Here is a 17,868-nt window from a genome sequence, read left to right as displayed (position 1 = left end):
AAGAGGAACCAGTGCTAGGCGCGTTCGCCAACGCTTTCCGGACTCCGGACCTGCGGCGCAAGCTGCTCTTCGTCCTGCTGATCGTCACGATCTTCCGACTCGGCTCGCAGGTGCCCACCCCAGGTGTGCACGTCGCCAACGTCCAGGCGTGCATCAATCAGCTCGAAGAGGGTGGCCTCTACAGCCTGATCAACCTCTTCTCGGGTGGTGCGCTGCTCCAGCTCACCATCTTCGCGCTGGGGATCATGCCGTACATCACGGCCTCCATCATCCTGCAGCTGCTCGTCGTGGTGATCCCACGGCTCGAGGCGCTGAAGAAGGAGGGGCAGGCCGGTCAGACGAAGATCACCCAGTACACGCGCTACCTGACCCTGGGCCTGGCCGTGCTGCAGGCGACCGGCATCGTCGCCCTCGCGCGCAGCGGCGCCCTGCTGCAGGGCTGCACGCGCGACCTGCTGCACGACGACGGCACCGCGACGTTCCTGGTCATGGTCATCACGATGACGGCGGGCACCGCGGTCATCATGTGGCTCGGTGAGCTCATCACCGACCGCGGCATCGGCAACGGCATGTCGATCCTCATCTTCACCCAGGTCGTCGCGACCTTCCCGGCGGCCCTGTGGAGCGTGCAGACCTCCCAGGGCTGGGTCACCTTCGGCATCGTGATGGTGATCGGCCTCCTCCTCGTGGCCGGCGTCATCTTCATCGAGCAGGCCCAGCGCCGCATCCCGGTGCAGTACGCCCGTCGCATGGTCGGCCGTAAGATGTTCGGGGGCAACTCGACCTACATCCCGCTCAAGGTCAACCAGGCCGGCATCATCCCGGTCATCTTCGCCTCGTCGCTGCTCTACCTCCCGGCGATGGCGGTGCAGTTCAACCCCGAGAGCCAGAACCCCGTGCTCGACTTCATCGGGACCTACCTCGTCGGCGGCGACCACCCGCTCTACATGGCGACGTACTTCCTGCTGATCATCTTCTTCACGTACTTCTACGTCTCGATCACCTTCAATCCTGTCGAGGTGGCGGACAACATGAAGAAGTACGGCGGCTTCATCCCCGGGATCCGGGCGGGCAAGCCGACCGAGGACTACCTGTCCTACGTCCTGTCCCGCATCACGTTCCCTGGAGCGCTCTACCTCGGTGCGATCTCGTTGGTCCCGCTCGTCGCCTTCGCGATGATCAATGCCAGCCAGAACTTCCCGTTCGGCGGCACCTCGATCCTCATCATGGTCGGCGTGGCACTCGACACGGTGAAGCAGATCGAGAGCCAGCTCCAGCAGCGCAACTACGAAGGATTCCTGAAGTAGATGAGACTGATCCTCATGGGCCCGCCGGGTGCGGGCAAGGGCACGCAGGCCCGCTTCGTGGCCGAGCACTTCGGCATCCCGGCGATCTCGACCGGTGACATCTTCCGCGCCAACGTCTCCCAGGGCACACCCCTGGGCGTCGAGGCGAAGCGCTTCATGGACGCCGGGGAGTACGTCCCCGACGAGGTCACCAACCTGATGGTGCGCAACCGCATCGACGAGCCGGACGCCGAGCCGGGCTTCCTGCTCGACGGCTACCCCCGCACCCTGGCCCAGGTCACCGAGCTCGACGGGATGATCGCCTTCACCGGCCACCGCCTCGACGCGGTCGTCGTGCTGACGGTCGACCCGGAGGAGCTCGTCCAGCGCCTGCTGCAGCGCGCCCAGACCGACGGCCGCGCCGACGACACCGAGGACGTCATCCGGCGCCGCCAGGAGGTCTACTCCGAGCAGACCGAGCCGCTGATCGGGGTCTACCGCGAGCGCGGGATCCTGGTCGAGGTCGACGGGATGGGCGAGGTCGACGAGGTCACGACCCGCATCTTCGACGCCCTCGACGTCGTCCCGCAGAGCTGACGGCCGGCACAGCCCATGGGGTTCCGGGACCGCGGGATCGAGATCAAGACCCCCGACCAGATCGACCTGATGCGTGTCGCGGGGCTGCTCGTGGGGGAGACCCTCGAGCTGCTTCGCGCCGCCGTCCGGCCGGGGGTGAGCACCCTGGAGCTCGACACCATCGCGGAGGCCAACATCCGCGACCACGGGGGCGTGCCGTCGTTCAAGGGCTACAGCCACCCGCCGTTCCCGGCGACGATCTGCGCCTCGGTCAACGACGAGGTGGTGCACGGCATCCCGGGCGAGCGCACGCTCCTCGAGGGTGACGTCATCTCGATCGACTGCGGTGCCATCGTCGAGGGCTGGCACGGCGACGCCGCGATCACCGTCCCCGTCGGCGAGGTGGCCGACGACGTCGTCGAGCTGCTGCGGGTGACCGAGGAGTCGCTGTGGCGCGGCATGGCAGCCGCCCGCCTCGGCGGTCGGGTGAGCGACATCAGCCACGCCGTGGAGACCCACGTCCGCTCACAGGGCCGCTACGGCATCCTGGAGGACTACACGGGGCACGGCATCGGCACCGAGATGCACATGCCGCCCAACGTGCCCAACGTCGGCCGGCGCGGCCGCGGACCCGCGATCGTCGAAGGGCTCGCGCTCGCCGTCGAGCCGATGGTCACGCTGGGCAGCAAGCACACCGACCTGCTCGAGGACGAGTGGACCGTCGCGACCGTCGACGGGTCCTACGCCGCGCACTTCGAGCACACCTTCACGGTGACCCCGCAGGGTGCCTGGGTGCTCACGGCCGTCGACGGCGGCCGGGCCCGCCTCGACGCCCTCGGCGTCCCATTCGGCGGACGCTGACCTCGATTTCACGCCCGCCCCGCGACGCGTGACAGACTGACGCGGTTGGAGGGGAGTATTCCCTGACAGTGGTGTCGTCAGTACGGCGTCCGCGAGAGCGGGGCCCGGTGCCACTGGTTCGCCGAATCAGCGCGAGCGGAAGAGACCTCTGGCGTCCGTGCGCTGCGCGGACACCGATCTCGCCTCATCACTAGGAGCATCAGCGTGGACGTACCCACCTGGGTCTGGATCGCGACCTTCGCCGTCACGATCGTGATCTTCACCTTCGACCTGGTCATCGTCGGCCGGCGGCCGCACGAGCCGAGCATGAAGGAGTGTGCGACCTACCTCTCGATCTACGTCGGGATGGCCATCCTCTTCGGCATCGGCGTGTGGGTCACCTGGGACCACCAGCACGGTCTGGAGTTCTTCTCCGGCTGGTTGGTGGAGTACTCGCTCTCCATCGACAACCTCTTCATCTTCATCATCATCATGGCGAAGTTCGCCGTGCCCAAGGAGCTGCAGCAGTACGCCCTGATGATCGGCATCGTGATGGCGCTGGTCATGCGCGCGATCTTCATCGGTGTCGGCGCCGCGGCGATCGAGCAGTTCAGCTGGGTCTTCTACCTGTTCGGCATCTTCCTGATCTACACCGCCTTCAAGCTCGCCAGGGAGGGCGCCGAGGACGAGGACGACGAGTTCGAGGAGAACAAGCTCGTCGCGTTCGTCGAGCGGCGCTTCCCGGCCACCTCGGAGTGGCACGGCAAGAAGCTGCTGATCAGTGGTGACAACGCCAAGAAGATGATCACGCCGATGTTCATCGTGATCCTCACGCTCGGCACGACCGACCTGCTGTTCGCCCTCGACTCGATCCCGGCGATCTTCGGCATCACCAAGGAGCCCTACCTGGTGCTCACGGCCAACATCTTCGCGCTGATGGGCCTGCGCCAGCTCTACTTCCTCATCGGTGGCCTGCTCCAGCGCCTGATCTACCTGTCCTACGGCCTCGCGTTCCTGCTGGCCTTCATCGGCGTCAAGCTGTTCTTCCACGCGCTGCACGAGAACGAGCTGCCGTTCATCAACGGTGGCGAGCCCCTCGACTACGCGTGGCTGGAGATCCCGATCTGGCTCTCGCTCGTGGTCATCGTCGCGACGCTGGCGATCACCGCGGCGCTGTCGCTGTGGGCCTCGAGCCGGATGTCCGCGGAGGAGCAGGACGCGTCCACCGGCCCGCGCCGCGACTGGGAAGACGGCTGACCGCCGCCTGACGTCGGGACCCGCGGGTCAGGACACGCACTGGCTCGCGCTGGGCGAGTTGTCCGATCCGCGGGTCATCCGCACGTCGAGGCACACCGGCTCGTCGGTGCGCACCAGCAGTCGCCTGCGGGACGTGCTGCCGTACTCGTCGGTGTCGTCGCGGTGCCAGCTGAACGAGTCGCCGGCCTCGACGGTCACGGGCGGGCGCCACTCGAACAGGACGCCCCGTGGCGTACGACTCCCGGTGAGCGTCACCGCCTCGACGAGGACGTCGGGGATCACGTCGGCCGGCGTCTGCGACTCGGTCGGCACGACGACGCCGGGATCCTCCTCGCGGTCGTTGCCGCCGAGGACGAGGAAGCCGATCACCAGCGTGAGCACCGCGACGCCGACGCCGGCCCACACCAGGCCCGGCACGCCGGCCCGCTCCTCCTCGCCGTCCTGCAGCGCAGGCGCGGGGTCCTGGGCCGCGATGCGCCGCGGACCGCTCGCCGAGATCACCGTGACGGGCTTCATCGCCGTCGCGTCCTCGGCCGGACCCACCGGGCCGGACGAGGCGGACGAGCCCGACGACCCAGGCGTCCCGGACGAGCCGGACGCCTCGGAGGCGCTGACCGACGCGTCGGGCCGGTCGCCCTCCACGGCCACCGACGTCCGTGCCCAGCCGGCTGCGGACTCGATGCGCTGGAGCGCGCGAGCGAGCTCGAGGGCGCTGGCGGGCCGGTGCTCCGGGCGCTTGGCCAGGCACTGCTGGAGGAGCCGGTCGAGCGCGGGCGGGACGTCGGGGCGCTGGGTGGCCGGGGGAGTGGCGTGCAGGATGCGCGCGCTGAGGGCCCGGGTGGAGTTGTCGCCCGACGGGATGGAGAACGGCGACCTGCCCACGAGCAGGTGCCAGATGGTCGCGCCGAGGGAGTAGACGTCGGAGGCGATCGAGCCGTTGGACCGTCCGTCGAGCAGCTCGGGCGGTGACCAGGGATAGGAGATGCGGACGTCGTTGTCGCCCTCGACGTCGGCCATGTGGCCGGCGATGCCGAAGTCGGTCAGCGCCGGCTCGTGGTAGGTCGTGACGAGGACGTTGCTCGGCTTGATGTCGCGGTGCAGGATGCCGGAGCGGTGCGCGGTCTCGATCGCGCTCGCCAGCTTGATGCCGGTCGAGACCGCGTCGACCGGAGCCATCGGGTTGGCGCGCACCCGCACGCCCAGGTCCGGCGGGGGGCAGTAGCGCATCACGAGGAACGGGCGGCCGCCCTCGGCCGTGACCCCGGCGGTGATGACCGAGACGATGTAGGGGTGGTCGGCCAGCCGCGCCATGGCGTTGGCCTCGGCGGTGAACAGGTACTTCTCACGGTCGGTCAGCGGCACGTCGGGGCGTACGACCTTGACCGCGACGCGCTGGCGTGGCCACTGCTGCTCGTAGAGGAAGACGTCGGCGAAGCCCCCGCTGCCGAGGTGCTCGATGAACGCGAACCCCGGGATGACTGGTGCGCTCACCGGGCGACCGCCCCCGACTCGTAGCGGACGCTGTAGACGTGGGCCATGTCGAGGACCGTGCCCGGCTCGAGCACGTAGGCGTCGCCGGGTCGCATGCGCTCCGGGTCACGGCCCGGGGGCGCGAACGTGGTGCCGCCGCGGCTGTCGAGGTCGCGGGCGACCACGTCCCACCCGTCGAGCTCGATCTGCAGGTGGCGCCGCGAGACGAACGAGTGGTCGGCGGGCAGGTGCACGAGGTGGGGCCAGTCGGTGCTGCCCTCGGCCGGGACCGGTTTGCGCCCCAGGATCACGCCCCGGTCGAGCGGCACGACCTCACCGGTGGGGAGGCGGAGACCGCCGAGGGGCGGCCGGTCCACGCGCCGCGGCTCCTGCGGGGCCACCCGCTGGTGGCACACGCGGCACTGCGGGGAGATCGGGGGAGTCAGGTGCCCGAGGGGGCAGCTCACGGCGAGCACCGTCGGCGCGGTGGCGTGGGCCAGGTGGGCGGGACGCAGGGACGTGGCGCCGTCGTGGTCGTCGGGCTCCGCCGCGCCGGCCGGCGTCGTCGGGGGCCGGATCGTGGTGCGGGCCCCCTCCTCGATGCGCTGCATCATCAGCGGGTCGGGCTCGGAGGTGTCGACGAGCGAGCCGGTGTCCTCGACCCGAGGGCGTACGCGGGTGCGCGGGGGAGGGCCGTCGGGACCCTTGGCCGCGAGGATGGCGTCGGGGATGCCGTCGATCAGCGCGGCCGTGGCGGGCGCCGGGCTCTCGTCGGCGCGGTGCACGGGGGCGGTGCGGGCAGACACGGGTGTCAGCTCGACGCGGCCGGCGGCGACCACCCCACCCACGAGGCGTCGGGTCGTGACGAGGCCGTCGGGATCCGCCCCGCCGTCGAGGCTCAGCACGCGCGCCGGCCCGGCGAGGCGCACGTGACCGGCGCCGCGGGACAGCGTCGTCGACGCACCTGAGGTGAAGTCGACGAGGGCCAGCCCGGGAGGGTCGCCCTCGAACGCCTTCTCGGCGATGGCCAGCACGCGCTCGGCGACGCCGGCCCCGGACGGCGCCGTCAGCGACAGCGCCTCCCAGATCTCCTGGACCACCCGCTCGTCATCGGGGTCGGTGAGCAGCACCCAGTGCGCGCCACTGCCGACGAGCACCCCAGCACCGCTGGCGTACCGCGCTTCCACGATCAACGTCGGCTCCCCTCGTACACGCCCACCCCGCCATCATCACCCATCACGCCTGTCCCGCGCACATGGTCACGATTTGTCGGAAACTTGTCCGAACCTCCGCGACGTACATACGCTCCTCTCTGGGTGTGTGCGGCGGGCGTACCTCATCCGTGGGGCCAAGGGGGACTGGCGTGGCACGTGTGACTGCTCTGCGTCGACACCGGGCGGGCATCGCCTCCGGCGTCGCGCTGGCGGTCGCGTCGACCGTCCTCGCCGTCTACGCCGTGTCCGCCGACGGCTACAAGAAGCACGAGGCCGAGCTCAACGACGGCGGCGTCTGGGTGGTCAACGGCAAGAAGGGCTGGTCGGGCCGGCTCAACAAGCCGATCAACCAGCTCGACGGCGTGGTGCCCGGCGACAACGGCAAGGCCCGCCTCGACGTGGTCCAGGACGGCGCTGCCGTGGTGACCCTCGACGCCGGCACCAGCCGGGGGCAGGTGATCGAGACGAGCCGTCTCGAGGCCCAGGACGGCGGCTCCGCCGCGATCCCGGTCACCGGCGACGTCGCCATGGCCGGCGGCTCGCTCGCCACCTCGGACGCCGAGACCGGCGAGGTGTGGGCCGTGCGTTACGACGACGAGCTCGGCAAGCCGGTCGTCAGCGCCGTCGACCGGCAGGCCAAGCCGCTCGCCGAGGCCGGCGAGGGCGCGGCGCTCACGGTCAGCCAGTCGGGCACGGTCGTGGTGACCTCCACCGAGGAGGGCACCGTCACGACCCTCGCACCGACCGACGCGGGCTTCCGCAAGCCGCGCACCCGCGACCTGTCCGGCGACGCTGGCCAGGTGTCCGACGTCACGACGGTCGGCGACCGCATCGTGACCCTCGACGCCGACGCCGGCGTGCTCAGCGTCGTCGACGGTGCGACCGCGTCCGTCACGCCGGGCAGCAGGCTCCAGCAGCCCGGACCCGGCTACGACGCGGTGCTCGTCGGCGCGCCCGACGGGCTCCTGAGCGTCGACCTCGAGTCCGGCGACGTCGCCACCGTGTCCGACCGCTCCGGCACCTCCGCCGTCGAGCCGGTCCGCCTCGGAGCGTGCGTCTACGGTGCCTGGTCCGGCGGCCTGGGCGCCGTCGCCGTGCAGTGCGGCTCGCAGGAGGTCATGGAGGACGACCTCGCCGGCAACGCCACCAGCCTCGCCTTCCGGGTCAACCGCGGCGAGATCGTCCTGAACGACGCGAACAGCGGCACCGTCTGGGACGTGCAGCAGGACGCGCCGGTCCGCATCGACAACTGGGAAGCCTTCACGTCGAAGAAGAAGAACAAGGACGACGACGAGGAGAACGAGAACCAGACCGAGGCCGACCGCCGACCGCCGCGTGCCAAGCCCGACTCCTACGGCGTCCGCGCCGGGCGCACGACCGTGCTCCACCCGCTCGACAACGACTCGGCCCCTGACGGCCGCCTGCTGAGCATCGTCGACGTGGACCAGCCGTCCGGCGGGGCGCGCGTCGAGATCAGCCCCGACGGCCAGACGCTCGTCCTGCAGATGCCCGAGGACGCCCGGCCCGCCCGGTTCGACTACTTCATCGACGACGGGCGCAACGGCCTGTCGGCCAACGCGGCCGTCGACGTCACGGTGCGTGGCGCCGAGCAGAACGAGGCACCCGCCCCGCGGGAGGGGTGGAAGAAGCCGACCTACAAGGTGCCGCACGGCGGTGAGCTCGCCGTCCCCGTGCTGGGGGACTGGCGCGACGACCGCGACGGCGACACCTTGCTCCTCGAGTCCGCGAAGGCCGTGGGCGGGGAGGAGACCGGAGCCGCCGCCCGCACCACGGCCGACGGCCGGGTCCGCTTCACCGCCCCGTCCGGTCCCGCCGACGGCGCCCAGGTGGTGCGCGTGGAGTTCGCCGTCACCGACGGCCGCTCCGCCCCGGTCACGAAGTCGATGAGCTTCCAGGTGCAGGCGCCCAAGGACCAGAAGGCCTACGCGCCACAGGCCGAGCCCGACGTCGTACGCGGTGAGGTCGGCAAGCCGATCAAGATCCGACCGCTGCTCAACGACCTGCCCGGGTCCGACCCCAACGCCACCGACGCCGAGCTGTCGCTGGGCGGCAAGGTGCCCGAGCAGCCCAACGCCAAGGTGGTCACCGACCTCGACGCCGGGCAGCTGACCTTCACCGGCGAGCGGGCCGGGACCTACTTCCTCAGCTACGACGCCGCCTTCGGCAACGCCCCGCTCGACCAGGGCACGATCCGCGTCGACGTCAAGGCGAGCCCCAAGCGCGCCGCGGAACCGATCGCCATGCCCGACACCCTCACCGTCTACGGGCAGGCGCCCGGCATCGTCGACGTGCTGGCCAACGACCTCGACCCGGCGGGCGGCCTCCTCGTCGTCCAGCGTGCTGAGGGCGATCGGGCCGACCAGCTCGACGTGGCGATCGTGGACGGCCGCTGGCTGCGGATCTCCGCTGCGCGGCCCGACCTGGCACCCCGGACCCAGACGGTCTCCTACACGATCAGCAACGGCGCAAGCTCCGGTGTGCGCGGGGAGGTGGTGGTCACCCAGCGCCCGGCGCCGGCCGACAACACCCCCATCACGGCTGGAGACAAGGTCGTGGTGCGGGCCGGGGGATCCGTCGCCGCGCCCGTGCTCGACAACGACGTGTCCCCGGCCGGTGACCGACTGACCCTGCTCAACGACCTGTCGAGCAGCGACACCCCCGGCCAGCTCGCCGTGGTGGCGCCGATCGACGTCAAGGGCGACGTCGGCAAGGCCTTCGTGTCCGGGCGCGTGGTGCGCTACGTCGCCCCCGAGGCGGTCGAGGAACGCGACACCTACACCGTCACCTACGTCGCCCAGAACCTCGAGGGCAAGCGCGCGGACGGCACGCTCAAGGTCACCGTGGTGCCCGCCGAGGACCCCAACGACGCGCCCGAGCCGCCGACCCTCGAGGGCCGGGTGGTCTCCGGGGACACCGTCAAGGTCCGGGTGCCCGGTGTGGGGGTGGACCGCAACGGCGACCCGGTCACGGTCACGGGCATCACGTCCGCGCCCAGGCTGGGCCGGATCTCGTCCGTCGGCGGCAACTTCCTGGAGTACGAGGCATACCCACGCACCGCCGGCACGGACGAGTTCACCTACTCCGTCGTCGACTCGCAGGGCGCCTTCGCGACCGGCACCGTCCGGATCGCCGTCGTCGAGCTCGGGCAGCCGCAGCCGCCGCTCGCGGTCGAGGACAGGCTCACGGTCGAGCCGGGACGCACCGCGACCTTCGACCCGCTCGCCAACGACTTCATCGCCCCCGGCGACTCGGTGGAGGTCGAGATCCTCGACGGCCCCGACGGTGCCCGCCTCGACCCTGACACCAACCTGGTCACCGTGCCCGCGCCCGACTCCGCGAAGGCGCCGCCGACGGTGCTGGTCTACCGGGTCACCAACGGCATCGACGAGTCCCGGGCGACGATGACGCTCACCACTGCGGACGGCTACGAGAACCCGCCGATCGTCTACGACGCCTTCGGTCGGGCCGACGACAGCGGGAGCGTCGTCGTCGACGTCCTCGACGGCGCCTACGACCCCGACGGCACCGCCGAGGACCTCGAGGTCGTCGACGTCTCCGGTGACCCGTCGGCCCGGGTGATCGATGGAGTCCAGGTGCGCGCGGACCGCGGCCCGGCCCCGAAGGTGCTGCCCTTCGAGGTGCGCGACGCCGCCGGGGCGACCGCCGTCGCCTCGGTCTACATCCCGCCCACGGGCGACGGCCTCCCCTACGTCCTGCCCGGGTCGCTCATCGAGCTCGACTCCGGCGACAGCATGACGGGCAAGGTCTCCGACTACATCGCAGCGCCCGACGGCGGCCAGGTGCGGCTCGCCTCCGGCCGTCGGTCCTACGCCGCCTCTCCTGAGGCGCTCACCGTCGGGCCGGATGGCGACAACCGCTTCAGCCTGTCCGCCCCGGCCGGCTTCCGGGGGCCGGGCTCAGTCCTCGTCGAGGTCACGACCGCGACCGACGCCAGCGGCAACGAGGACGCCACGACCACCGACGACGGCGTCACCGCGATCCTCTCCATCCCGGTGGTCGTCGGGGACGACACCCCCTCGCTCGAGTGCCCCACCAGCGTCATCCCGATGTCGGCCGGCCAGCGCTACGACCTCGACATCGCCTCCTACTGCACGGTCTTCACCGTCGACCCCCGCGACGCCGACGGACTCGACTTCGCCGCGGAGTGGAGCCAGGCGGTCGACGGCGTGGACGTCAGCAGCCCCCAGGGCGCGGTCGTCGCGGTCACGGCGTCCGACACCGCGACCGAGGGCGGTGAGGCCGTCCTCGTCGTGCGCGCGGGTGAGAGCAACACGCAGGAGATCCGCTTCCGGTTGGCCGAGGCCCCGCCGCCGCGGCTCTCGCCGATCAGTGTCGAGACCATGGAGGCCGGGCAGAGCCGGACCTACGACATGCGCGCCTACCTCGAGGCGGGCGTCGCCAACCCCGAGCCCACCATCGTGACCGTGCAGAACACCGGGTCGCCCGGGGTGAAGGCGAGCGTCGACGGCAGCCGTCTCACGCTGACGGCGGACCGCGACACGCGCGGTGCGGAGGCAGTGTTCCGGCTGGTCGTCAGCGACGTCTCCGACAGCAACCCGCCGTCCTCGCGCACCGCCGACGGACGGATCGCGTTCAAGGTCATCGGCACGCCCTCCCCGCCCGGCGAGCCGCGGCCCTACCCGCTGTCCGACGAGGTCGGCACCATCAAGATGGGGTGGGCGCCGCCCGACGACGACGGAGGGGCCCCGGTCACCTCCTACATGGTGCGCGAGGAGAAGACCGGCGCCAAGCAGCGGTGCGACACCAACGAGTGTGTCTTCCGCAAGCTGAAGAGCGGCGGCAACTACAGCTTCCGCGTGCAGGCGTTCAACCGCGTGGGCGGCAGCGACTGGAGCAACCTGTCGCGTTCGGCGCGCGCCGACACGCAGCCCGGCCGGGTGCAGGACATCCGGATGATCGGTCGTGACGACGGGCAGATCACCATCGCGTGGGACAAGCCGCCGACCAACACGTCGCGGATCCTCGACTACACCATCACGTGGCCGGGAGGCGGCCCAGTGGTCGTCGCCGGCAGCTCGACGTCGTTCCCCGTCACCGGGCTGGACAACAACCTGCGGTACACGTTCACCATCAAGGCGCAGAACCAGGTGGGCTACTCGCTGCCTCGCACGTCAGGGGAGATGCAGCCCCTCGGCACGCCGCCGGCGCCCGCCGCGCCGGCCGTGACCGACCTCGAGTCCGGCGCGCAGCAGACCAGCATCCGGGTGGCCTGGCAGGCGGTGCCGCCCGAGGGCCCCGGCCCGACCGTCTACACGGTCAGCTACAACAACGGAGTGACCTCGGGGACCGTGCCAGGCTGCCAGCGGCTCGCGTCGCTGACCTGCACCCACGCCGGCGTGCCCTACGAGGGCCTCACCTACACCTACACGGTGGTCGCGGCGAACCAGCCAGGTGACGAGCCGGGCAAGCGTTCCCAGCCGAGTCCCGGCACTCCGATCGAGGCGGTCGGTCGTCCCGCGCCGTGGGGTTCGTTCGAGCTGATCGGGACGGGCGCCAGCCAGGAGGCGCAGGTGCGCTACACGGTCCCGGACTCGCGCGGCACCACGAGCAAGGTGGAGATCCTGGTCGCCGGGTCGGTGGTCAAGACCTTCGGCCGGCAGACCGGCACCAACGTCACTCGCTTCCAGTCGCCGGGCAACGAGCAGCCCTATCAGGTGCAGCTGCGCGTGTGCAACGAAGACGCACCCGCCGGGTGCACCTTGAGTGGGGTGCAGAACGTCCAGACCTACGGCCGACTGGACGGGATGCTCAACGACCTCGGGGCCCCCGCGGTCAGTGGGAAGACGGTCACCTGGACGGTCACGGGCTCCAGCAACGGCGACCCTGCCCAGCTCGTCTACCGGATCAACGGCGGGGGTGACCAGGTCCGCGACCTGGCGGGCGTCGGGAGCTTCAGCGAGGCGATCTCGATCACCACCGACGACTTCGCCCAGGACGTCAACCTGCAGGTCTGGCTGCGCGACCCGTCGCCCGGCGGACGCGGTGAGGCGTACAAGAGCCAGTCGGCACGCAGTGGTGTGCCCGAGCCCGGGGTGAGCGCCGGAAAGGGCTTGGTATGCAACGACGGTGACGCGGACCCGGGCAACAACTGCGCCAAGGGCAACGACCCGCCGTGCGACGTCGCCACCTGCGGCTTCGTGGAGGTCACCGTGTCGGGCTTCTACGAGTCGGTCAGGTGCGGGGTGAACAACGACCAGTTCCCGAACAGGTTCGGCAGCGAGATCGACTTCGGCCCCACCTTCAGCGGATCCGCCACGCAGCTGTCCCCGTGGTACTACCCCTCGGGCAACGTGACCGTGCGGTGCGTCGGACGGGGTCCCTTCGGCAAGGTCTCCACCACCACGTTCTCCTGGCCGCCGTGACGGTCGCGCGCCCGGCACCCATCGACCCCTCCCACACCACCAGGAGCACCTCTTGACGATCAGCCACGAACAGGCCGAGTGGTTCAGGTCGACCTTCGACCAGCTCACCGACAACATGGAGAAGGCAGTCCTCGGCAAGCGTCACGTCGTCCGGCTCGCACTGACCTGCCTGCTGTCGGAGGGGCACATCCTCCTCGAGGACTTCCCCGGCACCGGCAAGACGATGCTCGCCCGGGCGCTGGCCAACACCGTGCAGGGCAGCCACGCCCGCATCCAGTTCACCCCCGACCTGCTGCCCTCCGACGTCACCGGCGTCACCGTCTACGACCAGCACAAGGGCACCTTCGAGTTCCACCCCGGCCCGATCTTCCACACGATCGTGCTGGCCGACGAGATCAACCGCGCCTCGCCCAAGACGCAGTCGGCGCTGCTCGAGGTGATGGAGGAGAGCCAGGTCACCGTCGACGGCGTGGCCCACCCGGTCGGCAAGCCGTTCCTGGTGATCGCCACCCAGAACCCCATCGAGCAGGCCGGCACCTATCGGCTGCCGGAAGCCCAGCTCGACCGCTTCCTGATGAAGACCTCGGTCGGCTACCCGGACCGCCAGGCGACCGTCGAGCTGCTCAACAACGCGGCGGTCCGTGACCGGGCAGCCCTGGTCACCCCGGTGATCACCGCCGCCACGATCGCGCAGATGAGTGGCCTCGCGGACGAGGTCTACGTCGACCCGGCCGTCGTCGGCTACGTCGCCGAGCTCGCCGAGGAGTCGCGCCGGCAGCCGCACGTCAAGCTCGGACTCTCGCCCCGCGGCTGCCTGGCGTTCGTCCGGGTGGCGAAGACGTGGGCCGCCGCCGACGGTCGCGACCACGTGGTGCCCGACGACATCAAGGACCTCGCCGAGCCGGTGCTCTCGCACCGGCTGCTGCTCGACGCCGAGGCGCAGTTCAGCGGCGTCGACGTGCAGACGGTGATCTCGCGCCTGCTCGACGGCGTCGCGCCGCCGACCGACCGCGTGGGGGCCTGACCGCCTTGATCCGGCAGCGGTTGAACGGCGCGCTCGAGGTCATCAAGCCGATCGGCTGGCTGGTCCTCGGTCTCGGCCTGGGTGCGCTCCTGGTCGCGGTCTTCGCGCAGTGGCGCGAGCTGGCGGTGCTGGGCACGGGCTGCCTGGTGCTGATGGTGCTCGCGCTGCCGTTCCTCCTCGGCCGCACGTCCGTGTCGGTCGACCTGCGGCTCCAGCCCGAGCGGGTGGCGGCGGGGGAGTCGGTGGCTGCGGGCGTCCTGGTGGTCAACCGCGCGTCCTCGCGCCTGGTCCCGACGACGCTCGAGGTCCCCGTCGGGTCGGCCGTGCACCGCTATGGCATCAGCTCGCTCGCGCCCGGGGCCACCCACGAGGAGTCGTTCACCATCCGCACCGAGCGGCGCGGCGTCATCGCCGTCGGTCCGGCGATGACCCGTCGCGGCGACCCGGTGGGCATCTTCTCCCGTGACGTGGTCTGGACGCCGGTGCGCGAGGTGCTCGTGCGTCCGCACCTGGTGCCCCTGGAGTCGCTCGGCGCCGGACTGCTCCGCGACCTCGAAGGGGTCTCGACCGACGCCGTCAGCCAGAGCGACCTGGCGTTCCATGCCCTGCGGGAGTACGTCCCCGGTGACGACCTGCGCCACATCCACTGGCGGTCGTCGGCGAAGGTGATGGCCGCGAGCGGCGAGTCGGCCCTGCTCGTGCGCCAGTACCTCGACACCCGCCGCAGCCACGCCACGATCGTCGTCGACGACCGGCTCGACTCGTGGTCCGACCCGGAGGACTTCGAGACGGCGATGGCCGTCGCGGCGTCGATCGCGGTGCGGGCGGTGCTCGACGAGTTCGACGTGTCCTTCGTGTGCGGCACCCACGCCTCGTCGGGCTCCGACGGCCACCTCGCGCTCGACGCCGTCTGCCGCGCCGACTTCGGCGACCGCGGCCTCGTCGAGTCCGGGCGGCAGGCCAGCATGCTGGCTCCCGACACGAGCCTCGCGTTCTTCGTCGCCGGCAGCGAGTCGCCGTTCACCGACCTGCTCCGCTCCTCGGCAGCCTTCCCGCCCGAGGTGCGCCGCTTCGGCATCGTCGTCGACCCCGAGGGCAACAGCCGCGTCACCGAGACCGGTGGCCTGCCCGTCCTCCACCTCGCGGCCAAGGAGGACCTCGGCGGTCTCCTGCGCTGGAGCGTTCGATGAGTGCGCGCGGCTCCTCCACGACGGGCACCCGCACCCGCGTACGACCGCACGCGCTGCTGCCCGACCGCCACTCGTGGGTCGACCTGGGCTTCACCCTCGCGCTGGCAGCGGTGGCGCTGACGGCGTTCGGCTCGTCGTTCACCGGGTCGGCCTACCTCGTGGTCGGACTGCTCGGCACGGTGATCGCGATCCTGGTGACCCACCTGACCCGCGCCGCCGGCTGGCCAGTGATCTCCGCGGTCGTCATCTGCCTCGTCCTCTTCTTCCTGCTCGGCGGACCGCTCTGCCTGCGCTCCCTGGGCGACACCTACACGCTGCCCGGTGCCGGCACCCTCGCCCGGGTCGCGGACCAGGCGATCTTCGGCTGGAAGGACCTGCTGACCACGCTGCCGCCCGTCGACGGTGACGGGCCGCTGCTGGTGCTGCCGTGGCTGGCAGGGATGGTCGCCGGACTCGTCGGCAGCACGCTGGCCCACCTCCCGGTCCGCCGCGCCTGGCTGGCCGCCCTGCTGCCCGTCGCCGGGATGACCGTGGTCCTCTCCGGAGCGATCCTGCTGGGGGTCCGCCACCCCGAGTCGCTGGTCGTGCAGGGCGCCGTCTTCACCGCGCTCGCCCTGGCCTGGCTGGCGATCCGGGCCCGCCGGGCGAGTGCCGCGGTGCACGGTGGCAGCACGTCGTACGTCCGCGTGGTGGGGGCCGTCGTCATGCTCGGCCTCGCGGCGCTCCTCGCCCATCCGGCGAGCGCCCTCCTCGTCGGCGACGACTCGGAGCGCGCGGTGGCCCGCAACTGGGTCGAGCCGCCCTTCGACATCGGCCGCTACCCCTCGCCGCTCGCCGGCTTCCGCAAGTACGTCGACCTCAAGGGCGAGCCCAACCCGGCCAACGTCTACGACAAGACGCTGCTCGACATCGACGGGGTGCCCGCCGGGGCGCGGGTGCGGTTCGCGGCCATGGACCGCTACGACGGGATGGTGTGGGGCGCCACCGACGACGCGCTGCCCGGCCAGGCCGACGACTCCTTCCAGCGCGTGTCGTCCACCATCGACAACCCGGTCGAGGGGGAGGAGGTCGACGCGACCGTCACCCTCGGCGAGGGGTGGAGCGGGGTGTGGCTGCCCACCGTCGGCGCCCTCCGGTCCTTGGACTTCCAGACCGGTGACGCACGCGCCAAGGCCGAGGTGTTCCGCTACAACCTCGCCACCTCCACCGCTGTCGTGCCCACCGGGATGCAGCGCGGCGACAGCTACTCCTTCACGGCGGTCCAGCCCGACGACGAGCTCAGCGAGGAGACCGTCGGGTCCGCCGACCTGACGCCCCTGCCGGCAGGTGCGGCGTTCATCCAGGGCCCGACCGAGAAGTGGACCGAGGACGCCGGCACCGACCCGATGGACCGTGTGCTGGCCGCCGCCGAGCACCTGCGCTCGGAGGGCAAGTACTCCGACGGCATCGGCCGCACCGAGCGCATCTACGTCGCCGGCCACAGCGCGTGGCGGCTGTCGGACGAGTTCGTCAACGCGCCGCAGATCGTGGGCAACGACGAGCAGTACGCCGCGACCATGGCGCTGATCGCCAACGACATCGGTGTGCCCGCCCGCGTCGTGCTCGGCGCGGTCGTCCCCGAGGGCGGGCGGGTCGCCGGCAAGGACGTGTCGGCCTGGGTGGAGCTCCGCGCCGCCGACGGGTCGTGGAAGACGCTGCCGACCGAGGCCTTCATGTCGGACACGCCTCCGGCCGACCAGGTGCCCGAGACCAACACCCCGATGTCGGGGACGGTCATCCCGCCGCCCAACCCGATCCCGCCGCCGTCCGACGCGGGGGAGCAGAGCGACGCCGACCTGAAGGAACGCAAGGCCACTCGCAAGAAGAAGGCCGACGAGGACGAGGACGGCATCATCCCGGGCCTCCCGTCGTGGGTCGGGACGGTGGTGACCTACGTCGGTCTCCCGCTGCTGGCCGCCGCCCTGCTGCTGGCCGCCGTGGTCGGCCTCAAGGCGTGGCGTCGGCACCGACGTCGCAGCGCCGCCTCGGCCTCGGCTCGTTTCGTCGGCGCCTGGCGCGAGCTCGTCGACCACGCCCGCGACCTGGGCCAGCCCGTGCCGCTGGGACCGACGGTCACCCGGCGCGAGCAGTCGGCGGGCATCGTGTCCGGCGAGGCCGGCACGCTGGCCCGCCGCGCCGACGGCTTCGTCTTCGGCCCGAGCACGCCCGAGGTGGCCGCGGCCACGACCTACTGGGAGTCGGTCGACGCCGAGCGGCGGGCGATGTCGCAGGAGGTCGGCCGCTGGCAGCGCTTCCGGGCCGCGACCAGCCTCCGCTCGCTGCGGCGTACGACGTCCAGGTCGGCGCGCGACGCGGATCGGCGGCCGACCACCGACGTCGCGGAGCCGACCCCCGCGCCCGGGCGTGTCCCGGCGGCGGCCCGACGGCTGCGCGGGCTCGCTGATTGGCGTTCTCGACGTACGCCTGACTAAACTGGTGCGTCGGCCCAACGTGGGCTGTGTTTCGTGGCGCCTCGCGGCTGCCCGGAATCTCGTGTGATCGTCCCAGACGCTTGCGCGCGTGCCCGGGAAGAGGTTCCCCGGATCG

The 17,868-nt window shown here is 71.4% G+C and carries 10 protein-coding genes; 8 read left to right on the top strand and 2 right to left on the bottom strand.

Annotation, left to right across the window (positions count from 1 at the left end; genetic code table 11):
- The first annotated feature begins 11 nt into the window (after nucleotides 1-11).
- From secY to JOD65_RS21255, 4 genes are all read left to right on the top strand, one after another.
- Nucleotides 12-1,307 (top strand): preprotein translocase subunit SecY, encoded by a 1,296-nt coding sequence (gene secY / locus JOD65_RS21270; RefSeq protein ID WP_191194635.1) that lies wholly within the window; start codon nucleotides 12-14, stop codon nucleotides 1,305-1,307.
- Nucleotides 1,308-1,883: an adenylate kinase gene (locus tag JOD65_RS21265; RefSeq protein ID WP_191194636.1), complete on the top strand. Its 576-nt coding sequence runs from the start codon at nucleotides 1,308-1,310 to the stop codon at nucleotides 1,881-1,883.
- 15 nt (nucleotides 1,884-1,898) lie between these two features.
- The gene (gene map, locus JOD65_RS21260; RefSeq protein ID WP_191194637.1) at nucleotides 1,899-2,723 is read left to right on the top strand and encodes a type I methionyl aminopeptidase; all 825 of its coding nucleotides are present in this window, start codon (nucleotides 1,899-1,901) and stop codon (nucleotides 2,721-2,723) included.
- A gap of 204 nt (nucleotides 2,724-2,927) precedes the next feature.
- A complete protein-coding gene (locus JOD65_RS21255) occupies nucleotides 2,928-3,959 on the top strand; it encodes a TerC family protein (protein ID WP_191194638.1) in 1,032 nt (343 codons plus the stop codon).
- Nucleotides 3,960-3,986: 27 nt separating this feature from the next.
- Here the strand turns inward: JOD65_RS21255 and JOD65_RS21250 are convergent, their stop codons facing one another.
- The gene (locus JOD65_RS21250; protein ID WP_191194639.1) at nucleotides 3,987-5,450 is read right to left on the bottom strand and encodes a serine/threonine-protein kinase; all 1,464 of its coding nucleotides are present in this window, start codon (nucleotides 5,448-5,450) and stop codon (nucleotides 3,987-3,989) included.
- Entirely contained in the window at nucleotides 5,447-6,616 is a 1,170-nt protein-coding gene (locus JOD65_RS24150) for an FHA domain-containing protein (RefSeq protein ID WP_191194640.1), read from the bottom strand. Before JOD65_RS24150 ends, JOD65_RS21250 begins: the two co-directional genes overlap by 4 nt.
- A gap of 176 nt (nucleotides 6,617-6,792) precedes the next feature.
- Between JOD65_RS24150 and JOD65_RS21240 the strand changes: the two genes are divergently transcribed.
- The 4 genes from JOD65_RS21240 to JOD65_RS21225 are packed head-to-tail and all read left to right on the top strand — an operon-like array spanning nucleotide 6,793 to nucleotide 17,753.
- The gene (locus JOD65_RS21240; RefSeq protein ID WP_191194641.1) at nucleotides 6,793-13,068 is read left to right on the top strand and encodes an Ig-like domain-containing protein; all 6,276 of its coding nucleotides are present in this window, start codon (nucleotides 6,793-6,795) and stop codon (nucleotides 13,066-13,068) included.
- Between the two features lie 52 nt (nucleotides 13,069-13,120).
- On the top strand, nucleotides 13,121-14,092 hold the full coding sequence (locus tag JOD65_RS21235; protein ID WP_191194642.1) for an AAA family ATPase: 972 nt from the start codon (nucleotides 13,121-13,123) through the stop codon (nucleotides 14,090-14,092).
- Between the two features lie 5 nt (nucleotides 14,093-14,097).
- Nucleotides 14,098-15,282 (top strand): DUF58 domain-containing protein, encoded by a 1,185-nt coding sequence (locus JOD65_RS21230; RefSeq protein ID WP_191194643.1) that lies wholly within the window; start codon nucleotides 14,098-14,100, stop codon nucleotides 15,280-15,282.
- Nucleotides 15,279-17,753: a transglutaminase-like domain-containing protein gene (locus tag JOD65_RS21225; protein ID WP_191194644.1), complete on the top strand. Its 2,475-nt coding sequence runs from the start codon at nucleotides 15,279-15,281 to the stop codon at nucleotides 17,751-17,753. The genes JOD65_RS21230 and JOD65_RS21225 overlap by 4 nt, the downstream gene beginning before the upstream one ends.
- Nucleotides 17,754-17,868 lie beyond the last annotated feature (115 nt).

Source organism: Nocardioides cavernae, from assembly GCF_016907475.1.
In the GTDB taxonomy this organism is placed as follows: Bacteria; Actinomycetota; Actinomycetes; order Propionibacteriales; family Nocardioidaceae; genus Nocardioides; species Nocardioides cavernae.
This window is presented reverse-complemented; position numbering and strand designations above follow the sequence as displayed.

Coding starts and splice junctions, on each gene's coding strand:
- JOD65_RS21225 (WP_191194644.1), top strand. CDS start 15,279: ATGAGTGCGCGCGGCTCCTCCACGACGGGCACCCGCACCCGCGTACGA.
- JOD65_RS21265 (WP_191194636.1), top strand. CDS start 1,308: ATGAGACTGATCCTCATGGGCCCGCCGGGTGCGGGCAAGGGCACGCAG.
- map (WP_191194637.1), top strand. CDS start 1,899: ATGGGGTTCCGGGACCGCGGGATCGAGATCAAGACCCCCGACCAGATC.